Origin of the sequence: Polynucleobacter sp. AM-26B4 (assembly GCF_018882285.1) — a bacterium.
Taxonomy (GTDB): Bacteria; Pseudomonadota; Gammaproteobacteria; order Burkholderiales; family Burkholderiaceae; genus Polynucleobacter.
The window spans coordinates 579845-598708 of sequence record NZ_JACVOT010000001.1 but is presented as its reverse complement, the minus strand read 5'-3'; the positions used below and the strand labels follow the sequence as shown (position 1 = coordinate 598708).

General features: G+C 40.5%; 18 protein-coding genes. 16 read left to right on the top strand and 2 right to left on the bottom strand.

The window, feature by feature from the left end; all coding sequences use genetic code 11:
• Positions 1-20: 20 nt before the first annotated feature.
• Positions 21-854, top strand: coding sequence for a symmetrical bis(5'-nucleosyl)-tetraphosphatase (locus tag ICE88_RS02985; protein ID WP_216249186.1), 834 nt, complete (start codon positions 21-23; stop codon positions 852-854).
• On the opposite strand, the gene ICE88_RS02980 is transcribed toward ICE88_RS02985, so the two are convergent.
• Together ICE88_RS02980 and ICE88_RS02975 are read right to left on the bottom strand one after the other, a co-directional pair.
• Positions 841-1590, bottom strand: coding sequence for a YdcF family protein (locus ICE88_RS02980; protein ID WP_216249183.1), 750 nt, complete (start codon positions 1588-1590; stop codon positions 841-843). The two genes, ICE88_RS02985 and ICE88_RS02980, sit on opposite strands and share 14 nt — an antisense overlap.
• A gap of 28 nt (positions 1591-1618) precedes the next feature.
• Positions 1619-3142, bottom strand: coding sequence for a deoxyribodipyrimidine photo-lyase (locus ICE88_RS02975; RefSeq protein ID WP_216249181.1), 1524 nt, complete (start codon positions 3140-3142; stop codon positions 1619-1621).
• Between the two features lie 126 nt (positions 3143-3268).
• Between ICE88_RS02975 and ICE88_RS02970 the strand changes: the two genes are divergently transcribed.
• The 15 genes from ICE88_RS02970 to ICE88_RS02900 all read left to right on the top strand — a co-directional run bounded on the left by ICE88_RS02970 (position 3269) and on the right by ICE88_RS02900 (position 18864).
• Positions 3269-3871: a YqgE/AlgH family protein gene (locus ICE88_RS02970; RefSeq protein ID WP_216249178.1), complete on the top strand. Its 603-nt coding sequence runs from the start codon at positions 3269-3271 to the stop codon at positions 3869-3871.
• The gene (gene ruvX / locus ICE88_RS02965; RefSeq protein ID WP_216249176.1) at positions 3871-4242 is read left to right on the top strand and encodes a Holliday junction resolvase RuvX; all 372 of its coding nucleotides are present in this window, start codon (positions 3871-3873) and stop codon (positions 4240-4242) included. Before ICE88_RS02970 ends, ruvX begins: the two co-directional genes overlap by 1 nt.
• 146 nt (positions 4243-4388) lie before the next feature.
• Positions 4389-4901, top strand: coding sequence for a bifunctional pyr operon transcriptional regulator/uracil phosphoribosyltransferase PyrR (gene pyrR, locus ICE88_RS02960; RefSeq protein WP_216249173.1), 513 nt, complete (start codon positions 4389-4391; stop codon positions 4899-4901).
• A gap of 122 nt (positions 4902-5023) precedes the next feature.
• Positions 5024-5998 carry an aspartate carbamoyltransferase catalytic subunit gene (locus tag ICE88_RS02955; protein ID WP_216249170.1) on the top strand — a complete coding sequence of 325 codons (975 nt, stop codon included), beginning with the start codon at positions 5024-5026 and terminating at the stop codon, positions 5996-5998.
• A 56-nt stretch (positions 5999-6054) separates the two neighbouring features.
• Entirely contained in the window at positions 6055-7833 is a 1779-nt protein-coding gene (locus ICE88_RS02950; protein ID WP_216249167.1) for an ABC transporter ATP-binding protein, read from the top strand.
• Positions 7834-7858: 25 nt separating this feature from the next.
• A complete protein-coding gene (gene pseB / locus ICE88_RS02945; protein ID WP_216249163.1) occupies positions 7859-8857 on the top strand; it encodes a UDP-N-acetylglucosamine 4,6-dehydratase (inverting) in 999 nt (332 codons plus the stop codon).
• Complete coding sequence (gene pseC, locus ICE88_RS02940; RefSeq protein WP_216249161.1) at positions 8854-10014, top strand: UDP-4-amino-4,6-dideoxy-N-acetyl-beta-L-altrosamine transaminase; 1161 nt, start codon at positions 8854-8856, stop codon at positions 10012-10014. The genes pseB and pseC overlap by 4 nt, the downstream gene beginning before the upstream one ends.
• Positions 10011-10880 carry an aldo/keto reductase gene (locus ICE88_RS02935; protein WP_216249159.1) on the top strand — a complete coding sequence of 290 codons (870 nt, stop codon included), beginning with the start codon at positions 10011-10013 and terminating at the stop codon, positions 10878-10880. Before pseC ends, ICE88_RS02935 begins: the two co-directional genes overlap by 4 nt.
• Complete coding sequence (locus ICE88_RS02930; protein WP_216249157.1) at positions 10877-12904, top strand: aminotransferase class III-fold pyridoxal phosphate-dependent enzyme; 2028 nt, start codon at positions 10877-10879, stop codon at positions 12902-12904. Before ICE88_RS02935 ends, ICE88_RS02930 begins: the two co-directional genes overlap by 4 nt.
• 10 nt (positions 12905-12914) lie before the next feature.
• Positions 12915-13982, top strand: a complete 1068-nt coding sequence (pseG, locus tag ICE88_RS02925) for a UDP-2,4-diacetamido-2,4,6-trideoxy-beta-L-altropyranose hydrolase (RefSeq protein WP_216249155.1) — start codon at positions 12915-12917, stop codon at positions 13980-13982.
• Entirely contained in the window at positions 13972-14619 is a 648-nt protein-coding gene (locus ICE88_RS02920) for a formyltransferase family protein (RefSeq protein ID WP_216249154.1), read from the top strand. Before pseG ends, ICE88_RS02920 begins: the two co-directional genes overlap by 11 nt.
• 39 nt (positions 14620-14658) lie before the next feature.
• A complete protein-coding gene (locus tag ICE88_RS02915) occupies positions 14659-15348 on the top strand; it encodes a hypothetical protein (protein ID WP_216249152.1) in 690 nt (229 codons plus the stop codon).
• A complete protein-coding gene (locus tag ICE88_RS02910; RefSeq protein WP_216249149.1) occupies positions 15345-16031 on the top strand; it encodes a PIG-L deacetylase family protein in 687 nt (228 codons plus the stop codon). Before ICE88_RS02915 ends, ICE88_RS02910 begins: the two co-directional genes overlap by 4 nt.
• A gap of 12 nt (positions 16032-16043) precedes the next feature.
• On the top strand, positions 16044-17087 hold the full coding sequence (gene pseI, locus ICE88_RS02905; protein WP_370624421.1) for a pseudaminic acid synthase: 1044 nt from the start codon (positions 16044-16046) through the stop codon (positions 17085-17087).
• 355 nt (positions 17088-17442) lie between these two features.
• Positions 17443-18864, top strand: coding sequence for an LIC12162 family protein (locus tag ICE88_RS02900; RefSeq protein WP_216249143.1), 1422 nt, complete (start codon positions 17443-17445; stop codon positions 18862-18864).

Genomic DNA, 18864 nt, shown 5'->3' with positions numbered 1-18864 from the left:
CCCATTAAACTAAGGGGTATATGAACGATATATTTGCCATAGGAGATGTTCAAGGCTGCAATCAGCAGCTGAAGCAGCTCATCAAAAAATTACCCAAAGACTCAAAAATTATTTGTGTGGGTGATTTGGTGAATCGTGGTCCAGATTCCTTGGGTGCTTTGCGAACTCTTAAGGCATTGCAAGAGGCGGGACAAGCAGAATGCATTTTGGGTAATCATGATTTACATTTACTGGCCAGAGATGCAGGAATACGCGGTCCCAAATCATTGGATACCTTGGATGACATCCTCAAAGCACCCGATCGAAAAGAATTGATAGATTGGTTAAGACATCGTCCGATAGCTTTGTACAGTGGCAAAGAAAACCTAGACACTCTTTTTGTGCACGCAGGAATCTTGCCGCAATGGAGTGTCACTAAAACTCTCGAGTTGGCACATGAATTAGAAAAAGTCTTGCGACATAAAAACTATGCCAAGTCCTTGATTGAGATGTATGGCAACACACCAAATCAATGGAATGACAATCTCAAAGGTGCAGAGCGCTTAAGAGTCATCATTAATTCATTCACTCGCTTGCGCTTTTGTACTGCCAGGGGTGTGATGGAGTTTGAGAGTAAAGAGGGTGCTGGTGATGCACCCAAAGGTTATATGCCTTGGTTTGAGGTTCCGAGCAGGAAAACTCAAGATACCAAAATTATTTTTGGTCATTGGTCTACTTTGGGATTACTCAAGAAAAAAAATGTGGTCGGTTTAGATACCGGTTGTGTTTGGGGTGGTCAACTGACTGCCATGTCCTTGGATAAAAGGCCTCAGTTTGTTCAAGTGCCTGGATTACATAAGCCTATTGGACTTTAATTTGGTAATAGGCTCTTCCCAGCAGTTCTCTCATCGCAAATTCAAAATTTTTCATAGCAAAGGCGCTGGGTAAAAAGTCCAATATGGTAATTGTATTGGCCTCTACCTTGAAATCAACAGGATAGGGCTCAACTACAAACCCTTGTTTTTCAAATAGGCGTTTTGCGCGAGGCATATGAAAAGCAGAAGTTACCAAAATAATCTTATTCAGGTTTTTAGAAGTTAAAAGCTCCTTAACTGCCTTCGCCTCATCTTCTGTATTTTGGACTTCTTTCGTGATCTGAATAACGTTAGGATCAACCCCAAAATTTTTCGCATATTTTGCTAAGACTTCACCTTCTGTTGAATTAATTTTTTGCCACGGGAGCTTTCCTCCTGTGAAGATAAGCAGTGGAACTTTATCAGCGCGAATTAATTCAACGCCGCCAAAAAATCTATCAGGATCCAACCATTCAAAATCAAGACCCTTGCTGGTTTCAATTGTGGTGAGCATGCCACTAAGAACAACAATGGCATCGGCTTTTTGCACTTCATCAACTGGATTTTTTAATTGGCCAGCTTCAAGATAACCTATCATTTGATCTGAGATTAAAGGATTGCTGGTAATTAAAAATATTGTGGTTGCAACAATTAGTAGAACTCTCTTTTTTAAAAAAAGTCCTGCAATCAATAAAACCAGGATGATGGTTGTTGGGTAAATTAAATATGGAAGAATTTTATTGAGATAAATCATCATGTATTACGAAATTTATTGGGTGAATGTTTTATTCGGCAGACTCTTTTTTTACCACCGCGTACCTGATCAAGGTATTTTTTCTAGCCTCGTCATGTTGCACTATGGGTGGCGGATAATCTCGGCCCAAACGAACACCTGCAAGATCTAATTCAATATCACCTGCTAACCAAGGAGCATGAATCGCTTTTTTGGATAGTTTAGACAACTGCGGTAAATACTTTTTAATGAATTTACCTTCCCCATCAAATTTTTCAGATTGGGTGATGGGATTAAAGATGCGGAAGTAGGGTTGTGCATCACAGCCGCTTGAAGAGGCCCACTGCCATCCACCATTGTTTGCGGCAAAGTCAAAGTCATTGAGGTGGTCTGCAAAGTATTGTTCACCCCAACGCCAATCAATGCCTAAATCTTTGATCAAGAAGCAAGCCACGACCATGCGCAAACGATTGTGCATGTAGCCACTTTGATTGAGTTGATGCATCGCTGCATCTACTAACGGGTAACCAGTTTTACCTTCACACCAGGCTTTAAATAATTTTTGAGCTTTAGCACCGCTTTCCCAAAAAATCTTGTCGTAATCAGGTTTGAATGATTGATGTCCTGCTGTGCCGTGAATCAGTGATTTCTTTCCTAATGCTGGAGCGAGCCTTGGGTGATTGCTCAGAATCATGAAATAAAAGTCACGCCAAATCAGTTCTGATAACCAGATGGTGGCACCCATGCTGCCCGCCAACATGCGGTGATGCGCCTCGCGCACCAGCGCTCGAATAGAAATCGTGCCAAAGCGAGAGTGCACTGATAAATAACTGGGACCTTTGACTGCTGGAAAGTCACGGGTGGCATGGTATTGATCCATGCGATCTAAGAACTGCTCAAAGAGTTCGGATGCACCTGACATACCAGTGGGTAGATACGATTCAATCCCGGTGGGTTCAAAGCCCATCGCTTCCAGTGATGGGAAAGGTAGGTTTAATGCTTTTGGTATTGCTGCAAATTGGCCGCTATCTAAATCAACAGCATGCGCATCAAGATCGGTGGCTTGAAGTTTTTTAAGCCAAGCATTTTTAAATGGTGTGAATACGGAGAACACACCACCTTGTCCTGTGAGTACTTGTTGATGCTCAAAGATCACTTGATCTTTGTAGCCATGAAAAGCAATATCTTTTGCTTCAAGTGCGAGTGAGACCAAACGATCTCGTTCTATGGCTGCAGGCTCATAATCTTTATTGGTGTAAACCGCTTGAACACCTAATTCGGTGGCGAGCTGTGGAATGATGTCGACTGCTTTGCCATGGCGCACGATGAGTCCGCCGCCTTTGCTTTGCAGTTCGGCGTTGATTTCTTGTAAAGATTGCCAAATGAAATCAATGCGTCGATCTTTTGTAAGACCTCTATCTAAGAGGTGAGACAAGATGTCCGTATCAAATACAAACACCACCCAAACTTGCTTGCAAGCTTTCAGCGCCATGCGCATGGCATGGTGGTCGTGAAGTCTTAGGTCACGGCGAAGCCAGACCAAGCCTTTAGAACCAGAGCTATTGCTAGCAGTCATATTTTTTATCTCCTAAGGCATCATTATTGATAATTCATGATTCTCTTTGCCTTTGACTATCATTTTATAGAGATATCCAGGTTTATGGTTAGGGTGGGTAAGGCCTTAATCAGATAAAATCTAGTTATGACCCAAAAAACAGGGGATGTTCAGCATCTCGCCAATCAGTTCTTAATTGCTATGCCTGGCATGGTTGATGAGAACTTTGCTGGATCTTTGATTTACCTCTGTGATCATTCCTCTACTGGTGCCATGGGCTTGGTCATTAATAAACCCACGGATGTTGATTTGGCCACTGTTTTTGACAAGGTCGATCTCAAGTTAGAAATTCAAACCAAAGCCACTGAGCCTGTTTATTTTGGTGGCCCTGTGCAAACGGATCGTGGCTTTGTCTTGCATGAACAAAAGCGGGGTGAGTACACCACGCATTACAACTCCTCATTGAGAATTCCAGGGGGTTTGGCCATGACAACTTCTAAAGATGTTTTAGAAGAAGTGGCTGCTGGTCATGGACCCTCACGCTTTTTAATGACTCTTGGTTATGCGGGTTGGAGTGCAGGTCAGCTCGAGGATGAAATTGCTCGCAATGGTTGGTTGAATGTGCCAGCACCGACAGAAGAAATGGCCCATATCATTTTTGATACTCCGGATGAATATAAGTATCAAAATGTTTTAGGTTTATTGGGCATTGATCTTGGTTTTCTCTCAAGTGATGCGGGCCATGCCTAATGACAAAAACCATCTTAGCCTTTGATTTTGGTGAAAAGCGGATTGGTGTTGCTGTGGGTAACACCATCACCAAGACTGCTGAAGCTTTGAAGATCATTCAAGAAAAAAATCAAGACGAAAAATTTAAAGCAATCGATGCACTCATCCAAGAATGGCAGCCACAATTATTGGTGGTGGGCTTACCCACCCATCCGGATGGTGCAGAACATGACATGACTCTAAAAGCTAAACGCTTTGGCAATCAACTGCATGGACGTTTTCAAAAAGAAGTAGTTTGGGTGGATGAGCGCTATACCTCTGTTTCTGTTCAAGATGGTGATGATGCCCTCGCAGCACAACTAATCTTGCAGCAGTATCTGGATGCGCTGTAAGATAAAAATACAAGAAACATCAGAGTAAGATGCTTATATTGAGATTGTTGAATTAACACTAATTAACGGTAATCAACAGGCTGTACCTGAAGATAGTAAATAGTAAAAGCAATAGTAAAAGTAAAAGAAAACATTGAAGAAAGCTTATGTCATCCATTCCTAACGCAGAAGACCTTTATCAAACTCTTTTAAATCAATTAAGAGAGCAAAAGAAGATCAGCCCTGATTTTCAATTGGCTGGTTTGGCCAGCGGTGGTGCTTGGGTGGCTGAGCGCTTGGCCAAAGATTTGGGGTTATCTGCTCATGGCGTGATTAACGTGTCATTCCACCGTGATGACTATGCTGAAAAAGGCATCAAGGCTCTCAATAGCTCTGAAGGTATGTCTACCAAATTACCTTTTGAGGTGGAAGGTGCTCACATGATCTTGGTTGATGATGTTTTAGATACGGGTAGAACCGTTCGAGCAGCTCTCAATGAGTTATTTGACTATGGTCGTCCAGCCAAGGTTGATTTGGCTGTTCTAGCCGATCGCCATAGAAGGCAGCTACCAGTCGATGCCACATTCAAGGGTGCTAAGGTCAAAATGGCTGATAATCAGATTTTAGTTTTGGAGCAATTAGATGATGGGCGCTTTAGTTTCACCGCTGAGGCTCAATAAAGAATTAAGCGGAAGTGTCAATAAATACAGCCAATAATCAAAAAAGACAGCAAAAAGACAGCAAAAAGACAGCAAAAAGACAACATAAAAGCCAACAGAAAAGATTAAAATACTGACCTAAGATGCCAAAAACCTCTAAGACTGCCAGCCAACTCCAGCTCAATGATCAAGGCAAGCTCACTCATTTGCTCACCTTAGAAGGTTTATCCAAAGAACATATTCTTCATATCCTCGATACAGCCCAACAATTTGTGGCTGTGAGTGACTCAGATCGAGAGGTTAAAAAAGTTCCATTGCTGCGCGGCAAGAATGTTTTCAACCTCTTCTTTGAAAACTCAACCCGCACCAGAACCACTTTTGAAATCGCTGCTAAACGCCTATCAGCGGATGTCGTTAACTTAGACATTCAAACCTCATCAACAGCCAAAGGTGAGACGCTGCTCGATACCATTGATAACTTGGTGGCTATGCAGGCCGACATTTTTGTGGTGCGTCACAAGACCACTGGTGCTGCTGTAGAGGTTGCTCAACACTTACCACCGCATGTGCATGTGATCAATGCAGGTGATGGTACCAATCAGCATCCTACGCAAGGTTTACTTGATATGTACACTATGCGCCATTACAAGCAAGACTTTACAAAGATCAAAGTAGCCATCATTGGTGACATTGTTCATAGTCGTGTAGCTAAATCAAATATTCATGCACTGACCACTTTAGGTTGTCCAGAAATCAGAGCGATTGGTCCTGAGAGTTTGTTGCCTAAAGACCTGAATATGATGGGTGTCAAAATCTACAACAACATTGAACAAGGTTTAAAAGATGTGGATGTGGTGATGACCCTCCGTATCCAGAAAGAACGTATGGAGAGCCATCAGATCCCTCAGGGAGATCAATTCTTTAAGCAGTGGGGTCTAAACAAAGAAAGACTTCAGCTGGCAAAACCTGATGCGATTGTGATGCACCCAGGCCCAATGAATCGTGAAGTAGAGATTGCCAGTGAAGTAGCAGATGGTCCTCAAGCGGTAATCCTCAAGCAAGTCACCTTTGGAATTGCTGTACGAATGGCTGTGATGTCAATTGTCGCAGGGAATTGAGCTCACACTTTTTGGTTGGTCACACTATTAAAGCTTGTTAGCGAGCGTCAGAGAACATGATTTCATCTAGTCCGACATCAAAAGATACCCTTAAATCCTTGCTACGACGGTTATGGGCACATATTGGCATTCGTCGTCGTCGTCAGTTTTCTTTGCTTGCCGTCCTGATGGTGGTGAGCTCCTTTGCTGAGATGTTAAGTATTGGAGCAGTACTTCCTTTCTTGGGGGTGTTGGCTTCCCCCAACTTTGTCTATGACCATTCTCTCGCTGAGCCTTTTATCAGATTGTTCAATATTTCCTCCTCTGACCAGTTGCTTCTGCCGATTACTATTCTCTTTATAATTGCCGTATTGATGGCCTCAGGCATTAGGATGTTCTTGTTGTGGGCGACTACTAGACTTTCTTTTGCTATGGGCGCAGATCTTAGCTTAGAAATCTACCGCAGAACCCTTTATCAACCTTATGCTGTTCACCTATCAAGGAATAGCAGTGAGATTATTGACGGCATTTCAATAAAAATAAACAACACTATCTATAACGTAATCTTGCCATCGATTACTCTGGTGAGTAGTGCGCTATTAATTAGCTCCATATTAGTTGTTCTTTATCTTATGAGTCCGATGATTGCTTTAGTAACTTTAGGCGGCTTTGGTTCAATCTATGCGGTCATCATAATCCTAACCAAAAGAAAAATTCTGAGACACGGTCAAAGGGTCGCTAGTGAATCTAGTAGGCTAATCCAAAATTTACAGGAGGGTTTAGGAGGTATACGAGATGTGCTCTTAGATAGCTCACAGGAGGTCTACATTCAAACATACCAGGCTACAGATCAGGAGCTAAGGCGCTCTCAAGCTAGTAATCTTTTCATCAGTCAGAGTCCACGTTTTGGAATGGAAGCCCTTGGAATGGTTTTGATTGCCTTGCTGGCATATTGGATGAGTAATCAGCCAAGTGGTGTCTCCGCTGCAATACCACTACTCGGTGCCTTTGCGCTTGGCGCTCAGAGGATGCTTCCTATTTTGCAGCAGGCTTTTTATGGGTGGACTAATATCAGAGCAATGCAACCGACTCTTAAACTTGTTCTTGGATTACTTGATCAGACTTTATCTAATAATTTGGGTTGTGAAGGACAGCAAATTCTATTTGAAAAGAGTATCCGATTTAACAATGTCTCTTTCAAATACGATTCAACCGATAACCCAGTTTTAAGTCGATTTAATCTTGAGATTCCAAAGGGAAGCCGTATTGGATTTATTGGGGAGACTGGAAGTGGAAAGAGTACTTTGCTGGATATCTTGATGGGTCTTTTGAATCCGGTCTCTGGTAGCTTAGATGTTGATGGTGTTGAAATATCTGAGAAAAACAAGATTGCCTGGCAGAAGCATATCGCTCATGTACCTCAGACCATTTTTTTAAGTGATCGCTCCATAGCAGAGAATATTGCATTTGGTGTTGACATTGCAGAAATTGATTTGTTAAAAGTCAAGAAAGTCACTAAACAAGCGCAAATATCCGATGTGATTGAATCTCTACCTAACCAATATGATACAAAAGTCGGTGAAAGAGGTGTTAGGCTCTCAGGTGGTCAAAGGCAGAGGATAGGAATTGCTAGAGCGCTTTACAAGGAAGCGGATGTCATTATTTTAGATGAGGCAACAAGCGCTTTAGATAGTCACACCGAAGAAGCATTGATGAGGGCTATTGTTAGCTTGGATAAAAATATAACGGTATTCATGATTGCTCATCGTATTACTACGCTAAAAGATTGCGATATGATTGTAGAACTCGGTTCAGGCGGTGTCTTGAAGATTGTCTCTTTTGAGGATTTAATTTGATGATTTTAGAATATGGTTTAAAAGTATGTTGAAAAATTCATCGATTCTTATTACTGGTGGAACTGGTTCATTTGGGCACACATTCGTACCTATGACCCTAGCTAAATACGATCCCAAACGCTTGGTCATATTTTCTCGTGACGAGATGAAACAATGGGAGATGGCAAAGTTATATGGTGAAGATTCCCGTGTTAGGTTCTTTATTGGTGATGTGAGAGATAAAGATAGGTTATCTCGTGCGCTTCACGGTATTGATTATGTTGTTCATGCCGCTGCCACAAAGATTGTTCCAACAGCTGAATATAACCCATTTGAATGCGTTAAAACTAACATCAACGGGGCAATGAATCTAATCGATGCATGTATTGATCAGAGAGTAAAAAGAGTTATTGCTTTATCAACAGACAAGGCTAGTAGTCCTGCGAATTTATATGGCGCTACCAAGCTAGCATCCGATAAGCTTTTTGTTGCAGGAAATTCTTATGTTGGTAGTGACGCAACGGCATTTTCAGTTGTACGATATGGCAATGTTATGGGTTCCCGTGGCTCAGTTATTCCATTCTTTATGTCCCTCGCTGAAAAAGGTGTGCTCCCAATCACTGACCCCAGAATGACGCGGTTTATGATTACTCTTGAGCAGGGCGTTGAGCTTGTTTGGCATGCTTTTGAAGACATGGCTGGTGGTGAGATTTATGTCAAGAAAATTCCTTCAATGAATATTATTGATATAGCAAAAGCTTCAGCGCCTAAAGCTAATCATGAGGTTGTAGGTATTCGTCCTGGTGAAAAATTGCATGAGCAAATGATTGGTGCAGAGGACGCACTTTACACCTATGAGTATTCTGAACATTTTAAAATTCTTCCGGCAATCCATGGATGGTCAGATGATCCAAAGAGAATAAAAAATGGCAAACAAGTTTCGCCTGATTTTATTTATTCATCGGATAACAACAAAGAGTGGATGAGTGTTGCTGAATTAAAAGTGTGGATAGAAAAGAATAAAACTGTGGTTGGAACGCTATGATTCCATATGGTCGCCAAGATATTAACAAGGATGATATTGAAGCTGTTGTTGATGTGCTTCGTTCAGATTTCTTAACGCAGGGGCCGGTTGTCCCGGCATTTGAAAAATCAATTGCTGATTACTGCGGTGTACATTACGCAGTTGCAGTAAACAGCGCTACCTCCGCTCTTCATATTGCATGCCTAGCTTTGGGTGTTGGTGAGGGAGATGTTATTTGGACTAGCCCAATTTCTTTCGTCGCCAGCGCAAATTGCGCTCTTTACTGTGGTGCTGATGTTGACTTTGTGGATATAGATCCGCAAACTTTTAACATGAGTGTTGAGTGTCTATCTGTGAAGCTTGAGCAAGCGGAAAAGTTGGGCAATCTCCCTAAGGTTGTGATTCCAGTCCACCTATGTGGACAGCCATGTGACATGGAAAGAATTCATGCGCTCAGCCTTAAGTATGGATTCAAAATTATTGAAGATGCTTCTCATGCAATCGGCGCTAAGTATAAAAATAGGCCAGTTGGAAATTGTGAGTTCAGTGACATTACGGTATTCAGTTTTCATCCAGTTAAAATAATTACTACTGGCGAGGGTGGCATGGCAGTGACAAATAATGAAATTTTAGCTAAGTATTTGCGTTTATTGAGAAGCCACGGTATTACCAATAACTTGTTGGATATGCAAATTCATCCTACTGATGAGGTATGGAATTATCAACAAGTTTTATTGGGATTTAACTATCGGATGACCGATATGCAGGCGGCTTTAGGACTGAGTCAGATGAAGAGGTTGGATGATTTTGTTTCTACGCGACACCTCATTGCTGACAGGTATGATGAAACGCTTAGTAATCTACCTCTGCAACTATCAGAGCATTTGTATGAAGCGTATTCAGCTCATCATCTATATATTATTCGAATCAAAAAAAACAAAAGAAGCATTACTCAGCGCAAATTATATGATTTGATGAACGCTTCTGGAGTTGGTGTGAATTTACATTACATTCCTATTTATAGACAGCCCTATTATGAATCTAAGGGATTTAGTCCTGGCTATTGTTCTGAGGCAGAAAAGTATTACAAAGAAACCCTAAGCATACCCATCTACCCAACGCTAATTGATAAGCAACAGGAGAAAGTAATTTGCTGCCTTACCGAGATTTTTAAATGAGTCGTATTGCCCTTGGAACTGCGCAGTTTGGAGTTCCTTACGGTATAGCCAATCAAGTAGGTCAAGTTTCAAGAGTTGAAGCTAAATCAATATTGCATGAAGCCTATACGGGTAAGCTTGATACTGTTGATACTGCTATTGCTTACGGGGAAAGTGAGAGCTGTTTAGGTGAGGCGGGGATTAATGGCTTTAAGATTATTACAAAACTCCCAGGCATCCCTGCGGGGTGTAAGGATATAAGAGGGTGGGTGGAGCAGCAATTGGAGGCATCACTCTCTCGCTTATGTACTGACAAAATTGATGGTTTATTGCTCCATCGGCCGGAGCAGTTACTCGGCTCGAATGGAAATATATTGCATCAATCTCTAGAAGGTTTGAAAGACAAAGATCTGGTTAAGAAGATAGGTATATCTATTTACTCCCCGGCCGAGCTTGAATCCACCATAAATAGATTTCGCTTTGATATTGTTCAAGCGCCATTTAATGTTATTGATCGAAGGCTTTTGAGTACTGGATGGTTGCAACGATTAAAAGAAAGCGGTATTGAAATTCATACAAGATCTGTTTTTTTACAAGGATTGCTATTGATGAATCAGGATGCCATCCCCCCTAAATTTTTCCCTTGGAGTGGCATCCTTGAAAAGTGGCATGCTTGGCTTCGTGAAAATAATATCTCTGCCCTTCAGGCATCCTTGGCATTTTCACTTTCTTTTGCTCAAATTGATCGAGTGGTAGTTGGCGTAGATAGTAAAAATCAGCTACTTGAAATTCTGAAAGCGGAAAATTGTTTATTCAATACCGAGATCCCTAACTTTTCATCTGAAGATGAAAAGTTAATCAACCCAGCGAATTGGCCTACATTATGAAAGTGGTTGTAGTTGTTCAGGCTCGAATGGGATCAACACGTCTTCCTGGCAAGGTAATGAGGCTGATAAAAGGTGTTCCAATGATAGAGCTTCTTCTTGGTCGCTTAGCGAAGGCAAAAGAGGTTGATCAAATAGTAGTTGCTACTTCTATAGATGAAAGAAATCTGCCACTGATCAGGCATGTTAGAAGTCTTGGTTATGCCTGTGAGCAAGGTAGTGAAAACGACGTATTAGATCGTTATGTGCAAACTGCAAGAGCACATCATGCTGATATTGTGGTTCGCATTACCGGGGACTGCCCTGTGATTGATCCTGATTTGGTTGATGATGTAATCCGCAGATTTAAGGCTGCAAACGTTGATTATTTTAGTAATATAAGTCCGCCAAGTTATCCAGACGGCTTGGATATTGAGGCCTTTACTTTTAAGATCTTGGAAAAAGCTAGTATAGAAACTGCTGATCCATTTGATAGAGAACACGTCACTCCATACTTACGTAAGCCTGGTGTATGCACAACCCAATCTATTGCGCATACTGAAGATTTGTCTAAGCTTCGCTGGACCGTTGATGAGCTATTTGATTTTCAAGTGATTGAAAGAGTTTTTGACTACTTTTATCCAAAAACTGACTTTACATGGAGAGATATACTTGAGCTTCAAAGGCGGCATCCGGAAATATTTAGTATCAATCAGCATTTAGTGAGAAATGAGGGTTCAACGATGGGATCTGGTCAAAAACTTTGGAAACGTGCTAAGCAAGTAATTCCTGGTGGAAATATGTTGTTATCTAAGCGAGCAGAGATGTTTTTGCCTGATCAATGGCCAGCTTATTTTAGTAAAGCTAAGGGATGTAAAGTTTGGGATCTGGATGGAAACGAGTACATCGACATGTCCATTATGGGTATTGGCACTAATATTTTAGGGTATGGACATCCTGAAGTTGACGCAGCAGTTCAGAAAACAGTGATTGCGGGTAACATGTCAACTTTTAATTGTCCTGAAGAAGTCTATTTAGCAGAAAAATTGGTGGAGCTTCATCCATGGGCTGATATGGTGAGGCTTGCTAGATCAGGTGGTGAGGCAAATGCACTTGCTATTCGAATTGCCCGTGCTGCATCAGGTAAAGATAAAGTGGCTATTTGTGGATACCATGGTTGGCACGATTGGTACTTATCTGCAAATTTAGGGAGTGAAGTAGGCTTGGATGGCCATTTGTTGCCAGGATTGCAGCCCAATGGTGTTCCTCGAAATCTTAAAGGTACAGTATTTCCATTTAATTACAATAATTATGCTGAGTTAGAAGCATTAGTAAATACTCATGATATTGGTGTTATTAAAATGGAAGTGGTTCGCAATATGGGGCCTGAAGACAATTTCTTGCATAAAGTAAGAAAGTTAGCAACTGAACGCGGGATCGTACTGATTTTTGATGAATGTACATCTGGCTTCCGTGAAACTTTTGGTGGTTTGCATAAAAAATATGGGGTTGAGCCAGATATGGCAATGTTTGGTAAGGCGCTTGGAAATGGCTATGGTATTACTGCAACCATCGGCAAGCGCGAGGTAATGGAAGCTGCTCAAACCACATTTATCAGTAGTACCTTTTGGACTGAACGTATAGGGCCAACTGCAGCACTAAAAACTTTAGAGATAATGGGCCAAATTAAATCATGGGAAACCATTACACAAACGGGTTTAAATATTCGTAAAGCTTGGCAGGATCTCGCTGAAAAGCATGAGTTAAGCATTTCGCATTGGGGTTTAGCTGCGCTAACAGGTTTTACAATTGACAGCAAAAATTCGCTTGCATATAAAACTCTCATTACACAAGAAATGTTAGCCAAAGGCTACTTGGCAGGAAATAGCGTTTATGTTTGTATTGAGCATACGCCTGAAGTTATTAAAGGCTTTTTTGATGCGCTTGATCCCATATTTACACTAATCAAACAATGTGAAGAAGGTCGTGATGTAATGGGCTTGCTAAAAGGCCCTGTGTGCCACGGTGGATTTAAACGCTTAAATTAAGCGCTGATTTATGAATGTCGCCTTTCGTGCAGATGCATCTACTCAAATAGGTACAGGTCATTTTATGCGGTGCCTTACCTTGGCGGAAGAACTTAAAAATCAAGGTGCGAATGCACTTTTTTTAAGTCGAAATTTGCCATTATATTTAAGTGATATGCTTGTAGCAAAGGAGATTGAATATATTCCTTTGAATAATGATGACATCACGAACTCCATTGATGAATTAGCACATGCTCGTTGGTTAGCCGTCAGCCAAGCGCAAGATGCAAAAGCCACTGTTAGAGCTTTATCGGGGCGTAATTTTGATTGGATAATTGTAGATCATTACGCTTTAGATTTTCGGTGGGAATCTATAGTGCGTCCAAACGTTAAAAAAATAATGGTTATTGATGATCTTGCGGATCGAAGTCATGATTGTGACATTTTGCTAGATCAGAATTGCTATTTAAATATGCAAACGCGCTACAACGGTAAAGTACCCGTGCAATGTCAATTATTATTAGGCCCGCATTATGCAATATTGCGTGAGGAGTTTAGGGCGGTTCGAGAGCAGATAAAAATCCGTAATGGAGATGTTAAAAAAATACTAGTTTTTTTTGGTGGAGTGGATCAGCGTAACTATACATTAAAGACAATGGCCGCCTTAGCAGCAATGGATGTTGATGTTAGTGTTGACGTGGTAATTGGAGCACAGCATCCATTTGTAGATTTGATAAAGGATGCTTGTGCGAATTATGGTTTCATTTGTCATGTGCAAACAATCAGTATGGCTAAATTGATGATGGAAGCTGATTTAGCTATTGGAGCAGGGGGTTCTGCCAGCTGGGAGCGATGTTGCCTTGGGTTACCAGCAATTATAGTAGCTTTTGCTGAAAACCAAATTGAGATAGCTAGTGGTTTGGCATCGGTAGGAGCATGCGATTACTTGTTAGGTGAGTTGAGCACTTCATATATTCAGGAAAGAGTTAGACGTTTTTTGATGAGCCCCGCTTCCTTACAGTTAATGTCCTGTAAGGCCCATTCTTTAGTTGATGGGTGGGGCGCAAAAAGGGTAAGGGAGTATCTTTATGAAAAATAATAATATTTGTATATTGGTTGATAATGATTCTTGGATTTTGAGTTATGCGGAAAAACTGCAGTCAATCTTATCTGGGTTGGGATATGTAGCTTCTTTAGTACGAAAAGCTGAACATGTATCTGAGGGGTTTGTGAATTTCATGCTTGGGTGCACCAATATTGTTTCTAAAAATGTGCTAGAAAAAAATAAACATAATTTGGTGGTTCATGAAAGTGCCTTGCCATTGGGTAGAGGGTTTTCACCGATGAGTTGGCAAATAATCGAAGGAAAGAGTGAAATTCCTATTTGCTTGCTCGAGGCAGATGAAAATGTTGATGCTGGACAGATATGGATTCAGGATTCAATTGAGTTAAACGGAACAGAATTAGTTAACGACTGGAGGGCGCTTCAGGGAGAGAAAACTGTAGAGCTTTGCCTTCTTTTTTTAAAAAACTATGAGTCCTTAAAACCCATTTCACAAGCAGGCGTATCGACTTGGTACCGTCGTAGAACAACCATGGATTCTATCTTAGATATTAACAAAAGCTTGAGTGACCAATTTAATTTGCTTCGAACTGTTGATAATGAAAAATATCCTGCATTTTTTGAGTTTGCAGGTAAAACTTATCTCATTAAAATCGAGAAATTAGATAAATAAATGTATTTAGTGAATAGTCTTTATATTTAGGTCAATTTTATGAATAATCCAATTCGTATAGTTATTGCAACTCCTCATCCGAGATATGATTCACTTGAGTTTAATCTCGTTGAAAATAAAAATCTTGAAGTTCTTCGAGTAAGAGAAAAGTCTGATCTTGAAATACATAAGCTTTTAAAATTCAATCCTAAATATGTGTTTTTTCCTCATTGGTCCTGGATAATTCCAGAAGAAATACACATGAAATTTGATTGTGTGATTTTTCATATGACAGATTTGCCTTATGGACGTGGTGGAAGTCCACTTCAGAATTTAATAGTTCGAGGCCATACTGAAACTAAATTGAGTGCAATTCGATGTATTAAGGATCTGGATGCTGGCCCTATTTATTTGAAACGCAATTTGTCTTTGTTGGGAACAGCCGAAGACATTTTTTTAAGAGCGATCAGGTTAATGTCAGAAATGATTGAGTTAATTAGTTTTGATCAACCTGAACCAATACCTCAAAATGGAGTGGTGACAGAATTTAAACGCCGCTCAATTAATGATGGGGATTTATCTCGGCTTAAAAAAATAGAAGAGGTATATGATTTTATACGTATGCTAGATGCTGATGGTTATCCTTCTGCTTTTATTGAAAAAGGTCATTTTAGATTTGAATTTACCAGTGCCACTTTAAACTCAGAAGATGTTGTAGCGAAAGTGAAAATAACAAGGAGTGTGCAATGAAAACGGCATTAGTAGTTGCTGCTCATCCGGATGATGAGGTTCTTGGGTGTGGCGCGACAATTGCTCGTCTATCTCATGAAGGTTGGGAGGTACATGTTTTAATAGTTGCTGAAGGCTCAACAAGTCGTAAAGAAAAGCGTGATGTTGTATCTAGCTCAGAAGAGATTTCAGGCTTAGCAAAATGTGCTGAAGATGCTAATAAGATATTGGGGGTAACATCAGTCAGTTTACTTTCTTTGCCTGATAATCGAATGGACAGCATGGATTTACTCGATATTGTAAAAATTGTTGAAGGGTATATTGTCAAATATCAGCCGGCTCTAATTTTTACTCATCATGCTGGGGATGTAAATATTGATCATAAAGTTCTTCATGATGCAGTAATTGCAGCATGTCGTCCACAACCAGGTCATGTCGTTAAAGAATTATTGTTTTTTGAAGTGCCATCCAGTACCGAGTGGAGACCTGCATCGTCAGGAATGTACTTTACTCCAGATTATTTCTATGACGTATCTGAATTCATTTCAAAAAAGTTACAAGCTTTATCAGTTTATGGTTCTGAAATGCGAGAGTTCCCGCACCCAAGGTCAATTGATGCTGTCAACTATCTTGCTTGTTGGCGAGGGGCATCAGTTGGTTGCCAAGCTGCTGAGGCATTTATGCTAGGCCGTTGCATTATTTAATTTAGGATGAGTATGTTCATTGCCAAGAGAGAAATAGGAAAAAATAATCCACCATTTGTCATTGCTGAAATGTCTGGCAATCACAACCAATCTCTGGAAAGAGCATTGGAAATTGTTGAAGCTGCGGCTAAAACCGGTGCTGATGCGCTAAAAATTCAAACATACACCCCTGATACGATGACCTTAGATTTGGATGACGGGGAGTTTTATATAAGTGATTCTAAAAGCTTGTGGGCAGGAACTTCCCTATATAAATTATACGGCGAAGCATATACGCCATGGGAATGGCATAAACCAATTTTTGATCGTGCCCGACAGTTGGGGATGATTGTGTTTAGCACTCCTTTTGATGCTTCAGCAGTGGATTTTCTAGAGAGCTTAGATGTGCCTTGCTACAAAATAGCGTCATTTGAAAATACAGATTTGCCATTAATTCGTCGTGTGGCTACCACAGGTAAACCTTTGATTATTTCAACTGGCATGGCGACTATTGCTGAGCTTGATGATACGGTTAAAGCGGCTCGTGAAGCAGGTTGTAAAGATCTAATTTTGCTAAAGTGCACAAGTACGTATCCTGCGACAGCTGGCAATACTAACATTTTAACCATTCCTCATATGCGTGAACTTTTTGGCTGTGAGACTGGATTATCTGATCACACCATGGGTGTAGGTGTTTCAGTTGCTAGCGTGGCATTGGGAGCGACGGTAATTGAAAAGCACTTCACATTGAATCGTGCAGATGGAGGTGTGGACAGCGCATTTTCAATGGAGCCATCAGAGATGTTGCAGCTAGTCATGGAAACGAAGCGAGCTTGGGAGGCAATGGGTCAAGTTAGCTATGGTGTGACTGAGGCTGAGAAAAAATCAATTGTGTTTAAGCGATCATTATATATCGTGGAAGACTTGAAGGCCGGTGATGTTCTAACAATTGATAATGTAAGAGCTATAAGACCAGGTTTAGGTTTGGCGACAAAGTATTTGGATATCGTACTTGGTTCAAAACTTAAGCTTCCCGTAAAACGTGGAACAGCTTTAAGTTGGGATTTGTTGGAGTGAGTAAAGAAAAGCGTCATTTAATCGTAACTGCAGATGAAAGAACATGGAAGTTCGATCGCCCCGTCATTTTTTTAGGTGAGTGGTGCAGATCTTATGATAGAAAGCATATCTGGCAGTCAATGGACGCAATTGTTGCGGAGCCCTATGGATTGGGTTTGCTTAACAAAGATGTAGACTACGCTGAGGCGAGACATTTAGAGGAGAAAATATTCCCTTTATTGTGCGACATACTTAATACTCATCATAAAACTGAGTATAGTCAGCGTTTTTGGAGAATATTACTTGGACATTGGTTTCGTCGATATGTTGACGTGATCTTAAACCGGTTCCAAACGCTTCATATGTGCATGGTTACATGCGAGATTTCAGGCGTAACGGTATACAAAATCATGACTATTCTCTGGCCCCGCTGGATTCTTTATCTGCGATTTGGGCTTTTAATGACGATCGTTGGAATGATGCCTTGCTTTGTCGAATGTTAATTTTTATAGGGGACACTGGTTTTCCAGTAGAGTTTATCGACGGAAATGGTGATCTAGGATTCAGTATTGACAGAAAAAAATCATCACTAAAAAAAACATTTCTAAAGTGGGGGGTTGGGCAACTTACAAGGTTTTTAAGCTTGTTTGTAAAAAGAACAGACGCTTTGATTGTTAGCAGCTATTTGCCTGCAAAAGAATTAATTAAGTTGCAGTTAAGCCTTAGTCAATTTCCCCTACTGCATACCTCTAAAAATTTTCATAGTGAAAAAAAGCCTGATTTGGATCTCAGGAAGTCACTAGCTTCAAAAATTAGATACTCCTCAAACAAAAAACTAGAAGTTTTTTTGACAGAGATGCTGTTTTATTTATTGCCCGTGTGTTACTTGGAGGCATTTGAAGATCTGAATAGATTGGCAAAGACCAAGCCTTGGCCTAAGAATCCTAAATTTATTTTTACTAGTAATAGTTTTGATACAGATGAAATTTTTAAAATATCGGCAGCAAGTAAAGTGGAAGTTGGCTGTAAGTACTTCACGGGCCAGCATGGAAATAATTATGGCACCTATAGGTACATGAATCCCTCAATAGAGGAGATTACTGCTGATAAATTTTTGACATGGGGTTGGATTGATGGTTATATCCAGCATGTCCCTGCATTTATTTTAAAAACAGCCGGCATCAGAAAACGTCATTACAATCGTTTGGGCGGACTTCTCTTGATTCAGGTTTGCCTTGGTCATAGAGTTACAACTTGGGATATTTATGCAGAGTTTTATAATTACTTTGAGGACCAGTATAAATTCATTTCCGAACTTTCGGAAAGCCCCAAAGATAAGCTTGTGATCAGACTTCATTCGGGATTTCAAAGCCAAAAATGGTTTGAGTTAGATAGATGGCGTGATTTTGATGCCACTCTTAATATTGAACCTGGTAATCTAAATGTAAATGATTTAATTTCCAAAAGTAGGCTCGTCATATATAGTTATGACTCAACTGGAATTTTGGAGTCATTATCACAAAATATTCCTACATTGGCTTTTTGGCAGAATGGATTAGATCATCTTCGAGAGACTGCTAAACCTTATTATCAATTATTGGTTGATGTCGGAATTGTTCACTTTTCGCCGGAGTCTGCATCTGCTAAAACCAATGATATCTGGGATGATGTGGATAGCTGGTGGTTTAGTGGTGAAGTACAAAATGCTCGGGAGTTATTTTGTGATAGATTTGCAAGAGTTAGCGACTCACCAATTGCTGATTTAAAAAAATATTTCGGGATAGTTAATAATTTATAG